Below are 18294 nucleotides of genomic sequence, written 5' to 3' on the forward strand. Positions count from 1 at the left end.
TTTTTATGGGGTCAGTTTGGCAAAGCATCCAAAAAGGGGAGAGGTCTTATGTTTCATCTGACAACAGCACTGGATGCTGCCAGCGGGGTGCCGCTGTACGAGCAGCTCTACGAGAGCCTTGCCGCCGAGATGCGCAGCGGGGCCATTCCGGCGGGCACCCGGATGCCCGGCAAGCGGCGGCTGGCGGCAGAGCTGTCGGTGTCTGTCAACACGGTGGACGCGGCATATCAGATCCTGGCGACCGAGGGCTACATGGAGCCGCGGGAGCGCAGCGGCTTTTATGTACAGGAATATCTTGCCCTGCCCACCCGGCCCGAGGAAGTGCCGCCCCCGGTGTCTGCCGCTCCGCCGGAAGCAGCCGAGCCGCCCATCCGGTTCGATCTGTCCACCCGGGGCGTGGACCCGGGGCTGTTCCCGTTCCGCACCTGGGCCCGACTGCAGAAAGAGCTGCTCTATTCCTCGCCCCAGCTGCTGACCCATGGCGATGCGCAGGGGGATGTGGAGCTGCGGCAGGCGCTGGCGGACTATCTGGAGGAATACCGGGGCGTGCGGTGCACCGCCGAGCAGGTGGTGGTGGGTGCCGGTATGGAGTATCTGCTGAGCCTGCTGGCCCCGCTCCTGCCCGGCAAAACGGCGGTGGAGAATCCCGGCTACCAGCGCGCGAAGCAGGTGCTGGAAAACAACGGCGTGGCGTGCTGCTGCCTGCCTGTGGATGCGGACGGCCTTTCTGTTGAGGCATTGTCCGGCTCGGGCGCGGCGGTGTGCTATGTCACGCCCAGCCACCAGTTCCCCACGGGCGTGACCATGCCGGCGGGCCGCCGCACGGAACTGCTCCACTGGGCCTCCCGCTGCCCGGGCCAGCGGTATATCATAGAGGACGATTACGATTCGGAGTTCCGCTTTGATACCCGCCCCCTGCCCAGTCTGCAGGGCATGGCCGGGGCCGACGGCCCGGTGGTCTACCTCTCCACCTGCTCCCGCAGTCTGGCCCCCGGCATCCGCATCGCTTACATGGTGCTGCCCCGGCAGCTGCTGCCCGCCTGGCGGGCAAAGTACCGGATCTATTCCTGCACCGTCAGCCGGTTTGAGCAGCAGACCCTGGCCCGCTTCATCCGCGAGGGCTACTTCACCCGGCATCTTGCCCGGGAGCGCGTGGCCTACAAGGCCCGGCGGGATGCGCTGGCTGCCTCTCTGCGCACTGCTTTTGCGCCGGACAAGCTGACCCTGACCGGCCTGCACACCGGCCTGCATCTGTTGGCAAGGCTGAAAAATGCCCCGCCGGATGCCGCCCTTCACGCCGCCGCAAAGGCGCAGGGCGTGGCCCTGAGCCTGCTGAGCGATTATGACCTGACCGGCGGGGAACAGGATTTTTCCGGAACGTTTGTGCTGGGCTATGGCTCCCTGAGCGAGGCATCGTTCCCCGAGGCGGGCGAAACGCTGAGGAAGGTCTGCACCGCCGCCCGGGAAGCGTCTGTGACCGTGTAAGTGCCCGCTTTTGCATCCCACGCCCCGGGCAGGGCCTCGGCGTGGGGGAGGGCGCTGTTGTTGGCCAGAAACTCCAGGACCGTGCCCAGCAGGGTATAATCCTGCGCCGCAAAGTCGGTGAGCAGGGCCGCGCTGCTGGCCCGCAGGGCATCCGGCAGGGTGGCGGGCAGCAGGGCGAGGTCCTGCCGGAAAAAGGATTCCCACACTGCCGCCCGGGCAGCGGCCCGGCGGGCAGGCGGCAGGGTGCCGTCCGCATCCCAGCCGGAGAGCAGAGCGTGGGCCTCCTTGGCCGAAATGCTCTGCACAGCGGCGGAAAGCCCGGTTTCGGCCAGCTCATCGGCAGTCAGTGCCCCCGAAAACCCCACCCGCACCGGCCCGTAACGGGAAGCAGTCTTTTCCAGCACGGCGGGGGACAGCGCCAGATAAAGCATATCCTCCGGCAGGCCCAGCACCTCCAGAAGCGCCTGACGGCACCGGGCGGGCCCCGCCGCTCCGTAGCAGTGGGCAAGGCTGGCAGTCTCTCCGTTGAAGGGAACCGTCAGCTCCTCCGGCACGGCCAGCAGGTTCAGACTGTTCTGAGCGGCGTTCAGGTAGACCAGCAAAAAGCCCGGCTGCTCCCCGGCGGTGCAGAGAAGCAGGGTCATCCGGTGCTCGGCCCGGGGCAGCTGGATGGGCACCCCGCTCTGGGGCTGGGCGGTCTGGATGCGGGTGCGCACCATCTGCCGGGTGAGCAGGACTGTGCCGCCCACCAGCGGCAGCAGCACCAGAAGTGCCGCCCCCAAAGCAGCCCAGAAGGGCCTCCAACCGTTCTTGTGCATCCCGTGTTCCTCCGTTCTGTTTTGGAACAGGGTGGGCCGGGATGCGCTTTTTTATACAGAAACCGCTGCCCGGGCATGAAAACGCCCCCTGTGCCATACAGTAGAGCACAGGGGGCGTTTGTGTATGTGGGAGAGCTTGGCGCGGGTGAATGCGGTGGTCGGCGGTGTGGTATGGGGGCCGGTGGGGCTGGCACTGCTGTTTGGCACCGGCTGCCTGCTGACAGTGCGCACCGGTTTTTTCCAGCTGCGGTATTTCGGGTACTGGATGCGGCACACCATCGGGGCCATCTTCCTGGACCGGAATGTGACCGCCCACACGGACGATGAAGCCATCAGCCAGTTTCAGAGCCTTTGCACAGCGCTGGCGGCGACCATCGGCACCGGCAACATCGTGGGTGTGGCGGCAGCCATTCTGGCAGGCGGGCCGGGGGCTGTGTTCTGGATGTGGGTCATGGCCCTGCTGGGGATGATGACCAGCTATGCCGAGAACGTGCTGGGCATCTGCTACCGCCGCCGGGATGCCGCCGGAAGATGGTGCGGCGGGCCCATGTACTATCTGGCCGAGGGGCTGGGCGGCGGCTTTGGCCGGGCACTGGCGGTGCTGTTTGCCTGCTTTTGCGTGCTGGCCAGCTTCGGCATGGGGAACATGAGCCAGATCAACTCCATTGCGGGCAATCTGCAGGCGGTGTTCCGGGTGCCGCCGGTGGCAACGGGCATTGTACTGGCCCTGCTCACCGGGCGGGTCATACTGGGCGGGCTGAAGCGGGTGGCCGCAGTCACGGAGGCCATCGTCCCGCTCATGGCCCTGTTCTACCTGTTCGGGGCGCTGACCGTGGTCTGTGTCCATTGGGCGGCTGTCCCAGCGGCATTCGCGGCCATCTTCCGGGGGGCGTTTGGCTTGCAGGCCGCCGGGGGCGGGGTGCTGGGTTACGGCATGGCCCGGGCCATCAGCTGGGGATTCAAGCGGGGAGCCTTTTCCAACGAAGCAGGACTGGGCGCGTCGGTGCTGGTGCACTGCGCGGCCAACGTGGAGGAGCCTGTCCAGCAGGGAATGTGGGGCATGTTCGAGGTGTTTGCAGATACCATGGTGGTCTGCACCCTCACGGCCCTTGTGGTACTCACCAGCGGCCTTGTGGATCTGGACACCGGTGCGGCCCTGACCGGCGTGGAAGGCTCCGCACTGGTGGGGCAGGCCTTTTCCACGGTGTTTGGGGCGTTCGGGCCGCAGTTCATCGCGGTGTCGGTCCTGTTGTTCGCCTATTCCACTACGCTGGGGTGGAGCCATTACGGCACCCGGGCAGTGGTGTATTTGCTGGGGGAGTGTGCCGCCGCAGGATATAAACTGGTGTTTGCGGCTATGGTGCTGGTGGGTGCTGTGATGAAGCTGGATCTGGCCTGGGCGCTCTCCGATACCTTCAACGGCCTGATGATGCTGCCCAATCTTGTGGGCGTGGTGGGGCTTTCGGGAGTGGTGGTCCGGGAGACACAAGCGTACCTGAAACGAAAATGACCCTCTCCGTCCCTGCAGTCTGTCTGTCAGATGCGGGATGGAGAGGGTCATTCTTTATCGCTTCTTTTTATTCGGCTTCGGGGCAGGCCGCTTCAGGCTCCGCACCGCGTCACGCCCGGCGGCGATGCCGCTGCCAAAGGCCCAGTGCAGGTTGAAGCCGCCGCAGCTGCCGGCGCAGTCCAGCGTTTCACCCACAAAGTAAAGGCCGGGGCAGCCCTTGAACTGGAAGCTGGGGGTCACTTCGGTCAGGCTCAGGCCGCCGCCGGTGGTCTGGGCCTGCTTCCAGCCGCAGGGGGTCAGGCCCTCGAACAGCCAGTGCTTGGCCGCGTTGGCCAGCACCTGCCAGGCGGCATCCGGCAGGGTGTCCACCGGTTTTTCAGGCAGCTTTGCCGCTGCCCACAGGGCGCGGCCCAGCTTGGGATTGAGCAGACCTGTCCAGAAATCCGCAGGTGCCTTGCCCGGCAGCAGGGGCACCCGGGCCGCAAACAGGGCGGTCAGGGCAGTCTCGTCCAGCATGGGGAAGAGGTCCAGCTCCACAGCCGGGCGCTTTGGCCCCCGCCCCGGGGCCAGATGGCCGGACAGCTGCATGATGCAGATGCCCGAAAGCCCGTAGTCCGTGAACTGCACCTCGCCGTTTTCCACAGCCACGGTGCAGTGGCGGTCGAGGTCCAGCAGGGTGGCAGCGGCCTTGGCCCGGATGCCGGCCAGAGATCGGTTGGGCTTTGCTGTCTGCAGGGCGGTCAGGCAGGGGTACAGCGGCTCCAGCTTTCCGCCGCACTGGGCGGCGAATCGGGTGCCGAAGCCGTCGGTGCCGAACTGCGGCCCGGCATTGCCGCCCATGGCGCAGATGACGGCATCGGCCCGCAGGGTCTGGTCCTGACCCTCGGCATTCTCACACAGGATGGTATAGCCGCTGCGGTTCTGGCTCAGGGTCTGCACAGTGCAGCCGGTGCGCACCTCCACGCCCAGCCGGGCAAGGTGGCCTTCCAGCAGGGCCAGCACGTCTGCGGCCTGGTTGGAGTAGGGGTACACCCGCCCGGCCTCATCGGTGCGGGTGTACAGGCCCAGCGCCGCGAACCATTCCAGCGGTGCGGCGGCATCCACCGCGGCCAGCAGGGGCCGCAGGGCGGCGGGGTCAGCGGTGAAATACTGCTCCGGTGCAATGCCGGTGTTGTCCAAATTGCAGCGGCCGTTGCCGGTGGCCAACAGCTTTTTGCCGCACCTGGGGTTGCGGTCCAGCACCGTCACCCGCACTGCCCCTGCCGGGGCAGACTGGGCGGCGGCCAATGCGGCGGCAAGGCCCGCTGCACCGCCGCCCAATATCACGATCTGCTGCATAAGAGCACCCCCTCAGAAATCCATACATTTTATTATAACATACACAGCAGCAAAAGGATAGAAGAATGCCCCAAATTTGCAGCGAATAATCTTTGGCGAAAGCCTTGACAGAAAAAGCAGAATTTGGTAGTGTTGATTCGACGGAATTGCGTGGTTTCGCAGGCTGTGGAAATGCAGCCGGAAAAGGGCAGAGAGTTGGGACTCTGCTGAGGAGAAGCTGAATATGTGGAAGAAAAAAGAAAGATGGACGGCAGCTGCGCTGCTGCTGGCGATGGTCGTGGTGACAGGTCTGTGCTGGTACATCCTGTACATCCGGCAGCAGTTCTATGACGAAGGCACCCGCAACCTGCTGGAGACCTATGAGCAGGTGGATAAGGCGTTTACCATCTTCAGCCGGAGCAACTGGAACATGCTGAACGAGTGGGGCAAGAGCCTGCAGGCTGCCAATGAGGAGGGCCTGGCGGAGGAACGCCTGCGCAGCTATGAGGCCGAGCGGGAGATCTGGCGGTACAGCAGCGTGTATCTGTTCAATGAAAACTGCGAATATTGGAGCATCCGGGGCAAGCATGAAAAAGTGGATCACCTCTGGACGGCCTTTGAGGAGATGTACCGCACCGGCAAGCCTACGGTGTCCAGCTACATCATGCGGAGCGGGGAGCGCCGGGTGGTATACTCTGCGCCCATTGCGCCGGTGGAGATCGACGGCACCACCTACACCAGCCTTGCCGTGAGCTATCGGAATAAGACCATAGAGGAATTGATCGGCGGCAGTGCTTACGGCGGCCAGAGCGACTGCTACATCATCCATCCCGATGGCGATGTGATGCTCTCGGAGGAGCCCAAGAGCGAGATCGAGGACTGGATGGACAACCTGTTCGACTACCTGCAGAAGCATGCGCAGGTGGATGCGGGCACACTGACCCGGGCCCGGCAGGACGTGGCAGAGGGCCGCAGCGGCAGCCTTTCCTACTGGCTTGAGGGCAAGAGCTATTATCTGGTCTACCAGCCTGTGGGCTTTCAGGATCTGTCTATTGTGGGCATCGTCGGCCGTGACGTGGTGGACAGTGGAATGCGGAAGATCCAGAACGCCACCATCCTGCTGCTGGCTGGGCTGTTCTTCTGCGCAGGCATCGTGCTGGTGCACGGTGTCCGCATCGATGCCCGCCTGCGCGTGGAGGAAAAGGAGCGCGCCCTCCGGCAGGAAGGGGAGGCCCGCCAGCAGATGGAGGACCTGGCCAACACCGACGGCCTGACCGGACTGTATAATGAACGCTATTTTGACGCATTGTTGAAAGAAAACGAGCTGAACAGGACACCGTTTGTCCTGTTCTACCTCGACCTTGACCGTTTCAAGCCTGTGAACGACCGTTACGGCCACGATGTGGGCGACCAGCTGCTCAAGGAGGTGGCCAGCCGCCTGCGGGGCTGCGTGCGGGAGAGCGATGCGGTGTTCCGCATCGGCGGGGATGAGTTCGCCCTCATCGTCAACGGAGCCGTAACGGAGGGGTTCTGCAAGAGCCGGGTGGAAAAGATCAAGGCAGCCATCCGGGAGCCTTACCGCCTGAAGGATGCAGAGGTGCAGGTCGGCACCAGCTGCGGCTGTGCGGTCTACCCCTGCGACAGCGACGATGTGCGTGCCATCCGCATCCTGGCCGACCACCGGATGTATGAGGATAAGCAGCGCTCCGGCCGGAGCTGAATGAATAATTCCCTTCCTGTTTCCACAGAATAACCATACTTCACAGAAATCTGGAAGCAAAACCGGAACATGGAAAGGAAGGGAACCTTATGAAAGCAACCGGCATCGTGCGCCGCATCGACGAGCTGGGGCGGGTGGTCATCCCCAAGGAGATCCGCCGCACCCAGCGCATCCGCAGGGGAGACCCGCTGGAGATCTTCACAACAGGGGATGGCGAGGTCATCTTCAAAAAGTATTCGCCCATGGGGGAACTGAGCGGGGTGACGGCCCAGTATGTGGATGTGCTGAGCAAGTGCTTTGCCCTGACGGCCTTTGTCTCAGACCGGGACCGCATTCTGGCGGCATCCGGTGCGGGCAGGCGGGATCTGGCAGACCGCAGCGTGAGCCAGCCGCTGGAAAAGCTGATGGACAGCCGCAAGCCCTACCAGAGCGATGGCAGCCCCGAAAAGGCATTGCTGCCCTGTGAGGGCTCACCCCGGGCGCTGCTGTGCGCTGTGCCCATCATTGCGGCGGGGGATGTCACCGGCAGTGTGGGCCTGCTTACGGAGGACCGCACTGCCCAGCCCGATGCCGCCCAGCTCAAGGCGGTGAACGTGGCGGCGGCATTTCTGGCAAAGCAGATGGAGGAATGATCTATTATATAGGAGAGCCGCCGCAGGGCGGCTCTTTTTTGTGCGGCCTTTATGACAGAATTATGAATCTTTCAAAACTTTTCTGAGAAGCTATTGACAGCGCCGCAAAATTGGATATAATGGTCTTAGCACTCAGGAAGAAGGAGTGCTAAAGAACAAAAAGCGAACGAAGGAGGCAGGCGCTATGACGATGGATGCACGCAAACAGCGTGTCTTGCAGGCGATCGTTGCGCTGTATGGCCTCGAGGGCGAGCCCGTGGGCAGCAGTGTGCTGGCAAACTACTTTGATATGGCAGTTTCCAGTGCCACGCTGCGCAACGAGATGGCCGCGCTGACCAAGCTGGGTCTGCTGGAGCAGCCCCACACCAGCGCAGGCCGTGTCCCCAGTGCCAAGGGCTACCGTTATTATCTGGATCATCTTCTCACCGATGACCAGCCGCTGGACCGTGTGACCCGCGCCCGTGTGGACGCGGTGTTCGCAAGCCTTGACCACGAGCCGGAAAAGCTGGCACAGGGTGCCGCCAAGGCGCTGGCCGCCATCAGCGGCTGCACCGCCGCCGTCAGCACCCCCTGTGCTGAGGATCTCTGCATCGCCCACTACGAGGTGGTGCAGGTGGGCCGCAGCGCCGCAGCGGTGCTGGCTGTGACCACTGCCGGTTATGTCCGCACCCGTGTGGCGCGGGTCCGCACCGGTCTTTCCCGGGAAAATGCAGCGGCGCTTGCCGCCCTGCTCAACCGGAACCTGACCTTTGTGGCTCCTGTTGATCTGTCGCCCCGGCTCCTTGCAGAGCTGTGCAGCCAGATCAGCCCGGAGCTGGTGCCGGTGATCAGCGCCGCCGCCGCCATCCTGCAGGATTCCACCCAGCCCCATGTGTATCTGGGTGGTGAGCAGTACCTGCTGGACTGGCCCCAGCTGGACGGCAAGGTGGGCAGCATCCTGAGCCTGCTGAACGACGAAGAGCAGGCCGCCGCCCTCATTGCACCCCCGGCAGAGCAGAGCGAAAGCATCCTGCTGGGCGAGGATCTGGAACCTCAGATCCCCGGCCTGTGCATCGTGAGTGACCGGTATCTGGTGGGCGGAGGCCTCTGGGGCTCCGTGGCCCTCATCGGCCCCACCCGGATGCCCTTCCAGAAGCTGATGCCGCTGCTCCACACCTTTGCCGATCAGCTTGGCGAAGGAATGAGCGGCAAACGAAAAGATACCCCGCAGGCAGCCGCACCCCGGCGGACTGTGATCTATAAGGAGGACCTGGAATGAGCGAAGAAACAAAAAAGACCCCGCAGGCAGAAGAACCTGCCGTGGAGCCCAACACCGCCGAGCAGGCCGCCCCGGAAACTGCACCTGAGCAGGCAGCGGCTCCCGAGACGAACGCTGAAGCGGCAGACCCCAAGAAAAAGGATGGCTTCTTCAACAAGAAGGCCCGGGAGCTGGAGGCTGTGAAGGCAAAGCTGGACGCGGCTGAGAAGAATGCCAATCAGGCCAAGGATCAGCTGCTGCGGATGGCCGCTGAGTATGAGAACTACCGCAAGCGCTCCACCCGTGAGGCTGACCAGAAGTTCAACGACGGCGTGTCCTTTGCCGTGAACCAGATCATCCCCATTCTGGATACGCTGGAGATGGCGGCCAACGCCCCCACCACCGACGAGAATTACAAGAAGGGCGTGACCATGACGCTGGACAAAGCCGCCAAGGCGCTGAATGCTCTCCATGTGGAGGAGATCGAGGCGCTGGGCAAGCCCTTTGATCCCAACTTTATGAATGCCGTGCAGCAGATCCCCGCCCCCGATGGGCAGGAGAGCGGCACCGTGATCACGGTTTACCAGAAGGGCTACAAGCTGGGCGATAAGATCGTCCGCCATGCCACCGTTGTTGTGGCAGAGTGATTTTGCAAGACCCCGCAAGGGTTTTCAAATATAACATCCGCTTGGTAACATTTGAGCATCATATAAACAAAAAACGTTCTGAATTTGAGAGGAGCTTTCATTATGAGTAAGATCATTGGTATCGACCTTGGTACTACCAACAGCTGCGTGGCTGTTATGGAGGGCGGCGAGCCCGTTGTTATCGCAAACTCTGAGGGTGCACGCACCACCCCGTCTGTTGTCGGCTTCACCAAGACCGGCGACCGTCTGGTGGGTCAGGTCGCAAAGCGCCAGGCCATCACCAACCCTGAGAACACGGTGGCTTCCATCAAGCGTTATATGGGCACCGACCACAAGGTGACCCTGAACGGCAAGGAGTACACTCCCCAGCAGGTCAGCGCTATGATCCTGCAGAAGCTGAAGGCAGATGCTGAGGCTTATCTGGGCGAGACTGTCACCGATGCAGTCATCACCGTTCCTGCATACTTCAACGACAGCCAGCGTCAGGCAACCAAGGACGCAGGCACCATTGCCGGCCTGAACGTCAAGCGTATCATCAACGAGCCCACTGCCGCATCTCTGGCATACGGCATCGATAAGGAAGAGGACCAGAAGATCATGGTCTACGACCTGGGCGGCGGCACCTTTGATGTCTCCATCATCGAGATGGGCGACGGCGTGACCGAGGTTCTGGCCACCAACGGTGATACCCACCTGGGCGGCGATGACTTCGACCAGCGCATCATCGACTGGATGGCAGATGCGTTCCAGAACGAGAACGGCATCGACCTGCGCAAGGATAAGATGGCCGCACAGCGCTTGAAGGAAGCTGCTGAAAAGGCAAAGATCGAGCTGTCCAGCGCAATGAGCAGCCAGATCAACCTGCCCTTCATCACTGCCGACGCTACCGGCCCCAAGCATCTGGATATGACCCTGACCCGCGCAAAGTTCAATGAGCTGACCGCTGATCTGGTTGACCGCACCATGACCCCTGTCCGCAAGGCTCTGCAGGATGCAGGCCTGCGTCCCTCTGACCTGAAGAAGGTCCTGATGGTCGGTGGTTCCACCCGTATCCCCGCTGTCTACGATGCAGTCAAGAAGGAACTGAACTGCGAGCCCTTCAAGGGCATCAACCCCGATGAGTGCGTGGCTGTGGGCGCTGCCATCCAGGGCGGCGTTCTGCAGGGCGATGTCAAGGGCCTGCTGCTGCTGGATGTCACCCCGCTGAGCTTGGGCATTGAGACCCTGGGCGGCGTGTGCACCAAGATCATCGACCGCAACACCACCATCCCCACTCACAAGAGCCAGGTGTTCTCCACTGCCGCTGATAACCAGCCCTCTGTTGAGATCAACGTTCTGCAGGGCGAGCGTGAGTTTGCCCGCGACAACAAGAGCCTGGGTGTGTTCCACCTGGATGGCATTGCTCCGGCTCCCCGTGGTGTGCCTCAGATCGAAGTCACCTTCGATATCGATGCAAACGGCATCGTGAAGGTCAGCGCGAAGGATCTGGGCACCGGCAAGGAGCAGAACATCACCATCACCGCTTCCACCAATATGTCCAAGGAAGATATCGACAAGGCTGTGAAGGAAGCTGAGCAGTTTGCTGCCGATGATAAGAAGAAGCGTGAAGAGGTCGATATCCGCAACGGCGCTGATCAGATGGTGTTCCAGACTGAGAAGATGCTGAAGGAGAACGGCGACAAGATGCCCGCTGACGTGAAGAGCGAAGCTGAGGCAAAGCTGGCCGACCTCAAGACCGCTGTTCAGTCTGGCTCCATCGATGAGATCAAGGCAAAGCAGGATGAGCTGAGCCATGTCTTTGAGAAGATGTATCAGGCTGCCGCTGCTGCCCAGCAGGCTGCAGGCGCACAGCCCGGCCCCGATGCTGGCGCAAACAACCAGCAGAAGCCCAACGATGACGGCGTTGTGGACGCTGACTTCAAGGAAGTCTAAGTTCTGACACAAACGGCAGATGCCCGGCCAAACCGGCGGGCAGGCGTGCCGGATAAAAGCAAAAGCCGCTCCGGTTTTGCCGGGGCGGCCTTTGCTGGTTTTATAGAGGTATGGTTATGGCACAGGAAAAGCGCGATTACTACGAAGTGCTGGGAGTATCCAAAACGGCCACCGATGCGGAGATCAAAAAGGCTTACCGCAAGCTGGCCATGAAGTACCACCCGGACTACAACCCCGGCGATAAGGATGCCGAGGAAAAGTTCAAGGAAGTCAATGAAGCCAACGAGGTGCTTTCGGACCCGAAGAAGCGCCAGCTGTACGATCAGTACGGCTTTGCCGGTGTTGATCCCAGCTATGCAGCCCAGAATGGCGGCGGCGCGGGCGGCTTCAGCGGCTTTGGCGGCGATGGGGTCGATCTGGGCGATATCTTCGGTGATATCTTTGGCGGCGGTTTCGGCGGCTTTGGCGGCTCTGCCCGTCAGGCAAACCCCAACGCCCCCCGCAAGGGTCAGGATATCCGTGTGCGGATCACCCTGAGCTTTGATGAGGCCGTGCATGGCTGCAAGAAGAACATCACCATCACCCGCCAGCAGGAGTGCACGGAGTGCCATGGCAGCGGCTGCGCCGCCGGCAGCAGCCCCGAGACCTGCCCGGACTGCGGCGGCCGCGGCTATGTCATCCGGCAGCAGCGCACCCCCTTTGGCGTGATGCAGACCCAGCAGCCCTGCTCCCGCTGCGGCGGCAAGGGCAAGCTGGTCAAGAACCCCTGCAAGGTCTGCCACGGCAGCGGAAAAACTGCCGCCAGGAAGACGCTGGAGGTGTCCATCCCCATGGGCATCGACGACGATCAGAGCTTTGCACTGCGCGGCATGGGCGATGCCGGTGCCAACGGCGGCCCTGCCGGTGATGTGATCGTGATGGTCACGGTCCGGCCCAGCGAGGTGTTCCAGCGTGACGGCTATGATGTCTGGGTCACGGTGCCCATTACCTACAGCCAGGCGGTTCTGGGCGACAGCATCACCGTGCCTTCCATTGACGGCAAGGTGGAGTACACCGTGCCCGAAGGCACCCAGAGCGGCACCACCTTCCGTCTGCGCGGCAAGGGCATCCAGTATCTGAACGGCCGCGGCCGGGGCGATATGTACGTCAAGTGCGAGGTGGAGATCCCCAAGAAGCTGAACAAGGCCCAGCGGGATGCCCTGAAGAAGTTTGAGGGCACCCTGAAAGAGGAGAACTACGAAAAGCGCAAGGGCTTCTTCAAGAAGCTGAAGGATATGTTTGCTTAAAAACATAAGTCGCATCAAAAAAGAGCGAAGATTCGGTTGAATCTTCGCTCTTTTTGTTTGCCGTCAGATCAGCCCATATAGCTGATGTTGACATCCAGCTGGCCGCCGTAGCCGGGGATGCGGGCGGTGCAGGTGCCCTGCCACATGTTGCAGGCAATGGGGCTGGAGGCCACGTTGTAGTGGGCGTTCCAGATGTAGTAGTTGGACAGCTGGCTCATATCCAGCCGCTTGCGGAACCAGGTGGTGGAGGCGTACACGCCGGGTTTGTAGCCCAGTGCCTTGACCTCTTCGCAGAAAGCTACAGCACACTTGGTACGGTCTTCCACGCCCAGACCATCGGCACGGCCATTGCCTGCACCGGAAGCCTCGGTATCAAAGTAGATGGGGTAATCGAGCTGGCGGCCATTCAGCACATAGACGCAGGCCTGTGCCTCCTCGCGGGCCTCGTTCTCGTTGACAGCCTGGCTGAAGCAGTAGATGCCTACCCGCAGCCCGGCGTTGCGGGCGTTGGTGAAGTGCTCCTCAAACTTGGGGTCCTGCACCAGCGCACCGGAGCCGTAGCCGCGGTAGCCGATACGGATGATGGCAAACTCCACACCTGCCGTTTTCACCTTGTCCCAATCGATGCTGCTCTGGTACTTGGAAACATCGATGCCGAAGGTGGCAGGCTGCTGCACGCCGGAGGCATCAAAATAATAGAGCTTGTTGTCGATGCTCTGGATGCCGGTGACGGGCTGGTGGGTGTTCTGATCGTAATAATAGGTCTTGCCGTTTTCGGTGCGCCAACCGGAATACTGGGGCGTTTCTTCCTCATCCTTGCCGAAGAAGAATTCCCACAGCCACTGCAGCAGGCCGTTTTCACCGGTCAGGCAGGTGGGGTCGATGCTCTCTTCGTCCAGCGTGCCGCTGTCCAGTGCCTCCCGGATCTCCTCGGGGGTCAGCAGAACGGTGCCGTTGATATCCTTGATCTGGGCCTCGGCCAGCACATCCGCGCCGTTCTCGGAAGCGGCAGGCGCTTCCTCGGCTACAGGGGCGGTCTCCTCCGTTTCGGGCAGGATGGCGGTCTCTTCAGGAGCGGCCATCGGGTCCTCGGCGGCCAGCGCCTCGGTCTCTGTCAGGAAGTGGGGGAAGGAGTTTTCGTTCTCGATCTCTGAAGCATCCCCGGCCATGGGGTCGGCGGGGACAGCCTCCGGCTGCACAGCGGGCTCCGCAGCGGGGGCGGTGCTCTCTGCCGGGGCGGCGGCGGTGTTCTCCGCCTTGGTCACGGGTGCTGCAGGGGTGCTGGCTGCGGCCTGCTCCTGAGAAGAAGCGCTCTCCTCCGGCTGGGTGCTCTCGGCCTTTGTCTCGCTCCTGTCACTCTTATGATCGAATTTGGGCAGGGTGACTCTGCCCTCAGTCTGCAGGGCGGCGGGCTCGACCGTCAGGCCCGCAGGCTGGGATGCCAGCAGGAAGGTGGTGCCCGCACCGCCAATGGTGATGGCTGCCGCCATCACAAGGCACGCAACAGCCTGGCCGATGCTGCGGCCGGTGCCGTTCTTGCTTGATTTTTTGAAAGATGTTGGTTTCATGCCGCTTGCTCTGCCTCCAAGCTGGACCGGGCAGGATACACGAACTGCACCGGCCCGCCAATATAGTCTCGCATAATTGCGGATAAAGCTATTTTTACTCTCCCAGTATACACCCAAACCCGTGTCGCCGTCAATCAGTTCGCTGTGCTCCGGCATCGCGTCAGGCAGAAAAAACGGAAAGAAAAACACGCTCCACAGTAAAAACGAGCAGGAAGGCAGAATCATTGCATCCAAAGCTGTGAAATTTGTCGCTTTGGACGAAAAACGCGGCCTCCTCTTGCTGTCTTGACAGGTGTATGGTATGATACTTGACACGGAAAGCTCCCGCGCAATGGGCCGGGAGAGAAAGGTTAGGAAGAGTCTATGTCAAGTGTAAAGGACTTTTTGAAGCGGAAGGATATCGTTATCACTCCGCAGCGTTATCTCATCGAGGCTCTGGGCGCCATGGCACAGGGCCTGTTCGCCAGCCTGCTGATCGGCACCATCATCAAAACGCTGGGCCAGCAGACCGGGCTGGAGGTGCTGGTCGATCTGGGCGGCTATGCCTCGGCCATGAGCGGTCCGGCCATGGCCTGCGCCATCGGCTGGGCACTGCACTGCCCCCCGCTGGTGCTGTTCAGCCTGATCACCGTGGGCTACTCGGCCAATGCGCTGGGCGGTGCAGGCGGCCCGCTGGCTGTCCTGATCATTGCCATTGTGGCTGCTGAGATGGGCAAGGCCGTGAGCAAAGAGACCAAGATCGATATCCTTGTCACCCCGCTGGTGACCATTTTTGTGGGCGTGGGCCTTTCCATGCTCATCGCGGCTCCCATCGGTGCTGCCGCCAGCCAGGTGGGCACCCTGATCATGTGGGCCACTGAGCAGGCCCCGCTGGTCATGGGCATTCTGGTGTCTGTCATCGTGGGTGTGGCGCTGACTCTGCCCATCTCCTCTGCCGCCATCTGCGCGGCTCTGGGCCTGACTGGTCTGGCGGGCGGCGCTGCTGTGGCAGGCTGCTGCGCCCAGATGGTCGGCTTTGCCGTGATGAGCTATAAGGAGAACGGTGTGGGCGGCCTGGTCAGCCAGGGCCTGGGCACCAGTATGCTCCAGATGGGCAATATCATCAGGAACCCACGCATCTGGATCGCCCCCACGCTGGCCTCGGCCATCACCGGCCCGCTGGCGACCTGCCTGTTCCACTTTGAGATGAACGGCGCGGCGGTCTCCTCCGGCATGGGCACCTGCGGTCTGGTGGGCCAGATCGGCGTGTACACCGGCTGGGTGAACGATATCGCCGCCGGCACCAAGGCCGCCATCACCCCCATGGACTGGGCTGCCATGGCCCTGATCTGCTTTGTTCTGCCCGCTGTCCTGAGCGTTCTCTTCTGCGAGATCGAGCGCAAGCTGGGCTGGATCAAAGACGGCGATCTGAAGCTGAATTAAACTCCCTCCGTCATCGCTTACGCGATGCCACCTCCCTCAATGAGGGAGGCTAAAAGGCTCCCTCTCCGAGGGAGCTGGCACGGCAAAGCCGTGACTGAGGGAGTTATAAAGGTTTCCCGTCCAACACGGCTTCAGCCAGCGTATCATCTTCATATCGGAGTTTGAGCGAGAAAAAGGGTCTGTCCTCCTCGAGCAGGCGGAAGAAGATCTTGTCGCCCTCCCAGATGGGAAGCTGCTCCACCTGCTCCTTGGGCACCCATTCCAGAATGCCCTCGTTCCGGGCGGCATCCTTTACCAGTGTGCCCGTCCAGGCATCGGCGGTGTAAAGGAACATGTATTCGGTCAGCTCGCCCAGAAGAAAGGTCACTACGCCCCGGCAGCGGTAGGAGGTCAGGGTGAGGCCGGTCTCCTCCTGCACTTCCCGCAGCAGGCAGTCCTCCGGGCTTTCAAACGGCTCAAACTTGCCGCCCACACCGATCCATTTGTCGTGGTTCAGGTCGTTGTTCTTGGTCACGCGGTGGAGCATCAGGTAGGCATTATCCTGTTCCAGATAGCACAGGGTGGTGTTGCGCATGGGAAATTTGGGATCCATCAGCAATTCTCCGTTTCTGTCAGCATTACAAAAAGCGTCCCACAGGGAGCCCCCTGTGGGACGCTTTTATCGTTTCTTATTTCCGTGCGGCCCGGCCTTTTCCGGCGTTGTTCAGCTTCCGCACCAGATCATTCTGGTGCTTGCGCTGGGAGGGCGTGGGCTCCGGGTCCCGCTTTTCCTCGGCACGGGCGTTGGTCTGCGCGGTGTCGGGGTCAACGCGCACCAGATTCCATTCCTGATTGCCGCCCGAGACGTAATTCCAGATCTGGGCCTGTGCACCGTTGGAGGTGTTCATGCCCACAAGGTCGATGTACTTGTCGGCCAGCACGTTGCGGATGCGGGTGCGGCCGTTCCGGGTGGACTCCAGCTCCCAGCACTGGCTCAGCCCGCTGGTGCGGCCCCACTGGTGCAGCCAGGTGCCCTCGACCACACCACCCAGGGCCAGATCGATGAACTTGCCTGTAAAGCGGTTCCTGATCCGCCAGCGTCCCTCGCCAGCGTCCACGAACTGCCACTGCTGCCACGGATGCCCGGCGTAGTCCCACAGACGGATGGCCGCGCCGTTCTCCGTGTTGAAGTTCTTGATCTCCAACACCTTCCCATTGGGTGCCTTGATGAGGTAAAACTCATTTTCCAGTAAAACGACCTGAGATGCTTTTGCCATACGTCCGTGTCTCCTTTCCGGTAAAATCTGGTTTGACGCTTCTATTATAGCGGATTTCCCGGTGCGCAACAAGATTGATTCTTGACGAATATTTTTCTTTTTATTGTGCATTTTGCACTTTCTGCAGCTTTCGACAGAGCCACGGCCCGGCGTACCACAGCACCAGACAGACAAGCCCGATCAGCCGGATCTGCGTGTTGGTGCAGTGGGTGTTCAATTCCAGCCCGATGCCGAAGGAAAGGAGATTGGCGGTCAGCGCATAGAGGATGGGGTGAGGCTTTTTGCCCTCCGGCCAGGGCAGATACCGGTTGTAGACAAAGGCTTCCACGGAGAACACCAGCACCTCCAGTGCAAAATAAAGGAAATTGCCCCACATCGGCCCGAGATAGAGCGTGCCATAGCACAGCCCGAGGTTCAGGATGATCTGCGTGGCAAGGTTGACCTTGCCGATGAGAGTGCGCTGGGCAGGGCCGCGCAGCCCGAAAAGCAGGATGCCCCACGTCAGCTCTAAAATCAGGGTGATGAGCACCCGGGCGGCAAAGGAGGAAAGGATGTCGGAATCGTTGCGGTTGTGGTAGACCCGCAGGCCGTCTTGGGAATCGAGAAGCACCTGCCACTCGCTGGAAAAGGCATAGCGCTCCACCGGCTCCTCGCTGCGGTAGAATGTACAGGTCTCTATATTATAGAGCAGAACATAGAACTTGTTGGGCGGGTAGTAGCTCCAGACGAACTCTGCATCGGCATCGCCGGGGTATTCCTGAAAATAGCCCAGAAAGTAGTAGCCCTCCGGAGCGGGGTAGTTCCGGAAGGCCTCCCAGGCCTCGCGGGAACCCATCCGCTCCCGGTAGTCTGCCGGGGCGGTCCAGGGGCCGTTGAGGGCCGTATTGCCCAGCAGGGTGACCGCATAGCGCTGGCCCGGTGTGTAATAGAGCTTGAGCGTGACCGAGGGCTTGGGGCCCATGTCCGCAAAAACGGGCAGGGAAAGGGCCAGCACCAGCAGGGCCGAGAGGAAAAAAGCAAAAATTTTTTTGCGAAAAATTTTCTTCATGGCGGTGTCCTCACTTCAAAAAACAAAAAATTCTGACACGTCTTTCCTTAACCTGTAAACGTATGAAAAACAGCTGTTATTGCAGGGCGCTCTGCACAAAATTGCAGATGGAGCTTTGTGCACCATTTCCTGTTTTTCTTACAAGTACAAAACGACCGTTTTCGGCCTCTTTCAGGGCAGAATATGAATAATTTGTTTCCGGCTCACGGCCAATTCAGGACACTGACTTTACATTTATAAAGCAAAGCGAACTTCACCACTTTATTTACATGAGCAAAACACCTTTCAAAAGAAGCTTTAATTTGTTTCACGTTTTTGGATATTGACTTTATATCAAAACTGCGGTATAGTAAGAATGCGGAGAGCGGAAAGCGCCCCGCCGACACTTGAGCTTCAGGCGTAAGCCTGTGAGAAAA

General features: G+C 61.2%; 15 protein-coding genes. 9 read left to right on the forward strand and 6 right to left on the reverse strand.

The window, feature by feature from the left end; all coding sequences use genetic code 11:
* The first annotated feature begins 48 nt into the window (after positions 1 to 48).
* On the forward strand, positions 49 to 1485 hold the full coding sequence (locus tag J3352_RS07330; RefSeq protein WP_156066685.1) for a PLP-dependent aminotransferase family protein: 1437 nt from the start codon (positions 49 to 51) through the stop codon (positions 1483 to 1485).
* On the opposite strand, the gene J3352_RS07335 is transcribed toward J3352_RS07330, so the two are convergent.
* Positions 1392 to 2303, reverse strand: coding sequence for a hypothetical protein (locus J3352_RS07335; RefSeq protein WP_156068760.1), 912 nt, complete (start codon positions 2301 to 2303; stop codon positions 1392 to 1394). The genes J3352_RS07330 and J3352_RS07335 overlap by 94 nt on opposite strands.
* Before the next feature lie 124 nt (positions 2304 to 2427).
* Here J3352_RS07335 and J3352_RS07340 point away from each other — a divergent pair, with 124 nt between their 5' ends.
* Entirely contained in the window at positions 2428 to 3813 is a 1386-nt protein-coding gene (locus J3352_RS07340) for a sodium:alanine symporter family protein (protein ID WP_156066681.1), read from the forward strand.
* A gap of 54 nt (positions 3814 to 3867) precedes the next feature.
* On the opposite strand, the gene J3352_RS07345 is transcribed toward J3352_RS07340, so the two are convergent.
* Positions 3868 to 5151 carry an aminoacetone oxidase family FAD-binding enzyme gene (locus J3352_RS07345; RefSeq protein WP_156066679.1) on the reverse strand — a complete coding sequence of 428 codons (1284 nt, stop codon included), beginning with the start codon at positions 5149 to 5151 and terminating at the stop codon, positions 3868 to 3870.
* A gap of 223 nt (positions 5152 to 5374) precedes the next feature.
* On the opposite strand from J3352_RS07345, the gene J3352_RS07350 reads away from it, so the two are divergent.
* The 6 genes from J3352_RS07350 (at position 5375) to dnaJ (ending at position 12584) form a co-directional block, all read left to right on the forward strand.
* The gene (locus tag J3352_RS07350; protein ID WP_197036538.1) at positions 5375 to 6850 is read left to right on the forward strand and encodes a diguanylate cyclase domain-containing protein; all 1476 of its coding nucleotides are present in this window, start codon (positions 5375 to 5377) and stop codon (positions 6848 to 6850) included.
* Positions 6851 to 6939: 89 nt separating this feature from the next.
* On the forward strand, positions 6940 to 7482 hold the full coding sequence (locus J3352_RS07355) for a stage V sporulation T C-terminal domain-containing protein (RefSeq protein WP_005934668.1): 543 nt from the start codon (positions 6940 to 6942) through the stop codon (positions 7480 to 7482).
* A gap of 184 nt (positions 7483 to 7666) precedes the next feature.
* Complete coding sequence (hrcA, locus tag J3352_RS07360; protein ID WP_097771359.1) at positions 7667 to 8740, forward strand: heat-inducible transcriptional repressor HrcA; 1074 nt, start codon at positions 7667 to 7669, stop codon at positions 8738 to 8740.
* The gene (gene grpE / locus J3352_RS07365) at positions 8737 to 9366 is read left to right on the forward strand and encodes a nucleotide exchange factor GrpE (protein ID WP_117477060.1); all 630 of its coding nucleotides are present in this window, start codon (positions 8737 to 8739) and stop codon (positions 9364 to 9366) included. Before hrcA ends, grpE begins: the two co-directional genes overlap by 4 nt.
* Positions 9367 to 9468: 102 nt before the next feature.
* Positions 9469 to 11298 (forward strand): molecular chaperone DnaK, encoded by a 1830-nt coding sequence (gene dnaK, locus J3352_RS07370; protein WP_005934665.1) that lies wholly within the window; start codon positions 9469 to 9471, stop codon positions 11296 to 11298.
* 116 nt (positions 11299 to 11414) lie between these two features.
* Positions 11415 to 12584 (forward strand): molecular chaperone DnaJ, encoded by a 1170-nt coding sequence (gene dnaJ / locus J3352_RS07375; RefSeq protein WP_035394621.1) that lies wholly within the window; start codon positions 11415 to 11417, stop codon positions 12582 to 12584.
* A 68-nt stretch (positions 12585 to 12652) separates the two neighbouring features.
* Here the strand turns inward: dnaJ and J3352_RS07380 are convergent, their stop codons facing one another.
* A complete protein-coding gene (locus J3352_RS07380) occupies positions 12653 to 14152 on the reverse strand; it encodes a glycoside hydrolase family 25 protein (protein ID WP_242699910.1) in 1500 nt (499 codons plus the stop codon).
* Positions 14153 to 14515: 363 nt separating this feature from the next.
* Here J3352_RS07380 and J3352_RS07385 point away from each other — a divergent pair, with 363 nt between their 5' ends.
* Positions 14516 to 15574 carry a PTS transporter subunit IIC gene (locus tag J3352_RS07385; protein ID WP_156066675.1) on the forward strand — a complete coding sequence of 353 codons (1059 nt, stop codon included), beginning with the start codon at positions 14516 to 14518 and terminating at the stop codon, positions 15572 to 15574.
* Positions 15575 to 15677: 103 nt separating this feature from the next.
* Here the strand turns inward: J3352_RS07385 and J3352_RS07390 are convergent, their stop codons facing one another.
* The 3 genes from J3352_RS07390 to J3352_RS07400 form a co-directional block, all read right to left on the reverse strand.
* Entirely contained in the window at positions 15678 to 16166 is a 489-nt protein-coding gene (locus J3352_RS07390; protein ID WP_156066673.1) for an 8-oxo-dGTP diphosphatase, read from the reverse strand.
* Positions 16167 to 16242: 76 nt separating this feature from the next.
* Positions 16243 to 16830: an RICIN domain-containing protein gene (locus J3352_RS07395; protein WP_035394617.1), complete on the reverse strand. Its 588-nt coding sequence runs from the start codon at positions 16828 to 16830 to the stop codon at positions 16243 to 16245.
* A 100-nt stretch (positions 16831 to 16930) separates the two neighbouring features.
* Positions 16931 to 17878 (reverse strand): hypothetical protein, encoded by a 948-nt coding sequence (locus tag J3352_RS07400; RefSeq protein ID WP_156066671.1) that lies wholly within the window; start codon positions 17876 to 17878, stop codon positions 16931 to 16933.
* Between the last annotated feature and the right edge of the window lie 416 nt (positions 17879 to 18294).

Source organism: Faecalibacterium sp. Marseille-Q4164 (assembly GCF_017377545.1).
Classification (GTDB): Bacteria; Bacillota; Clostridia; order Oscillospirales; family Ruminococcaceae; genus Faecalibacterium; species Faecalibacterium duncaniae.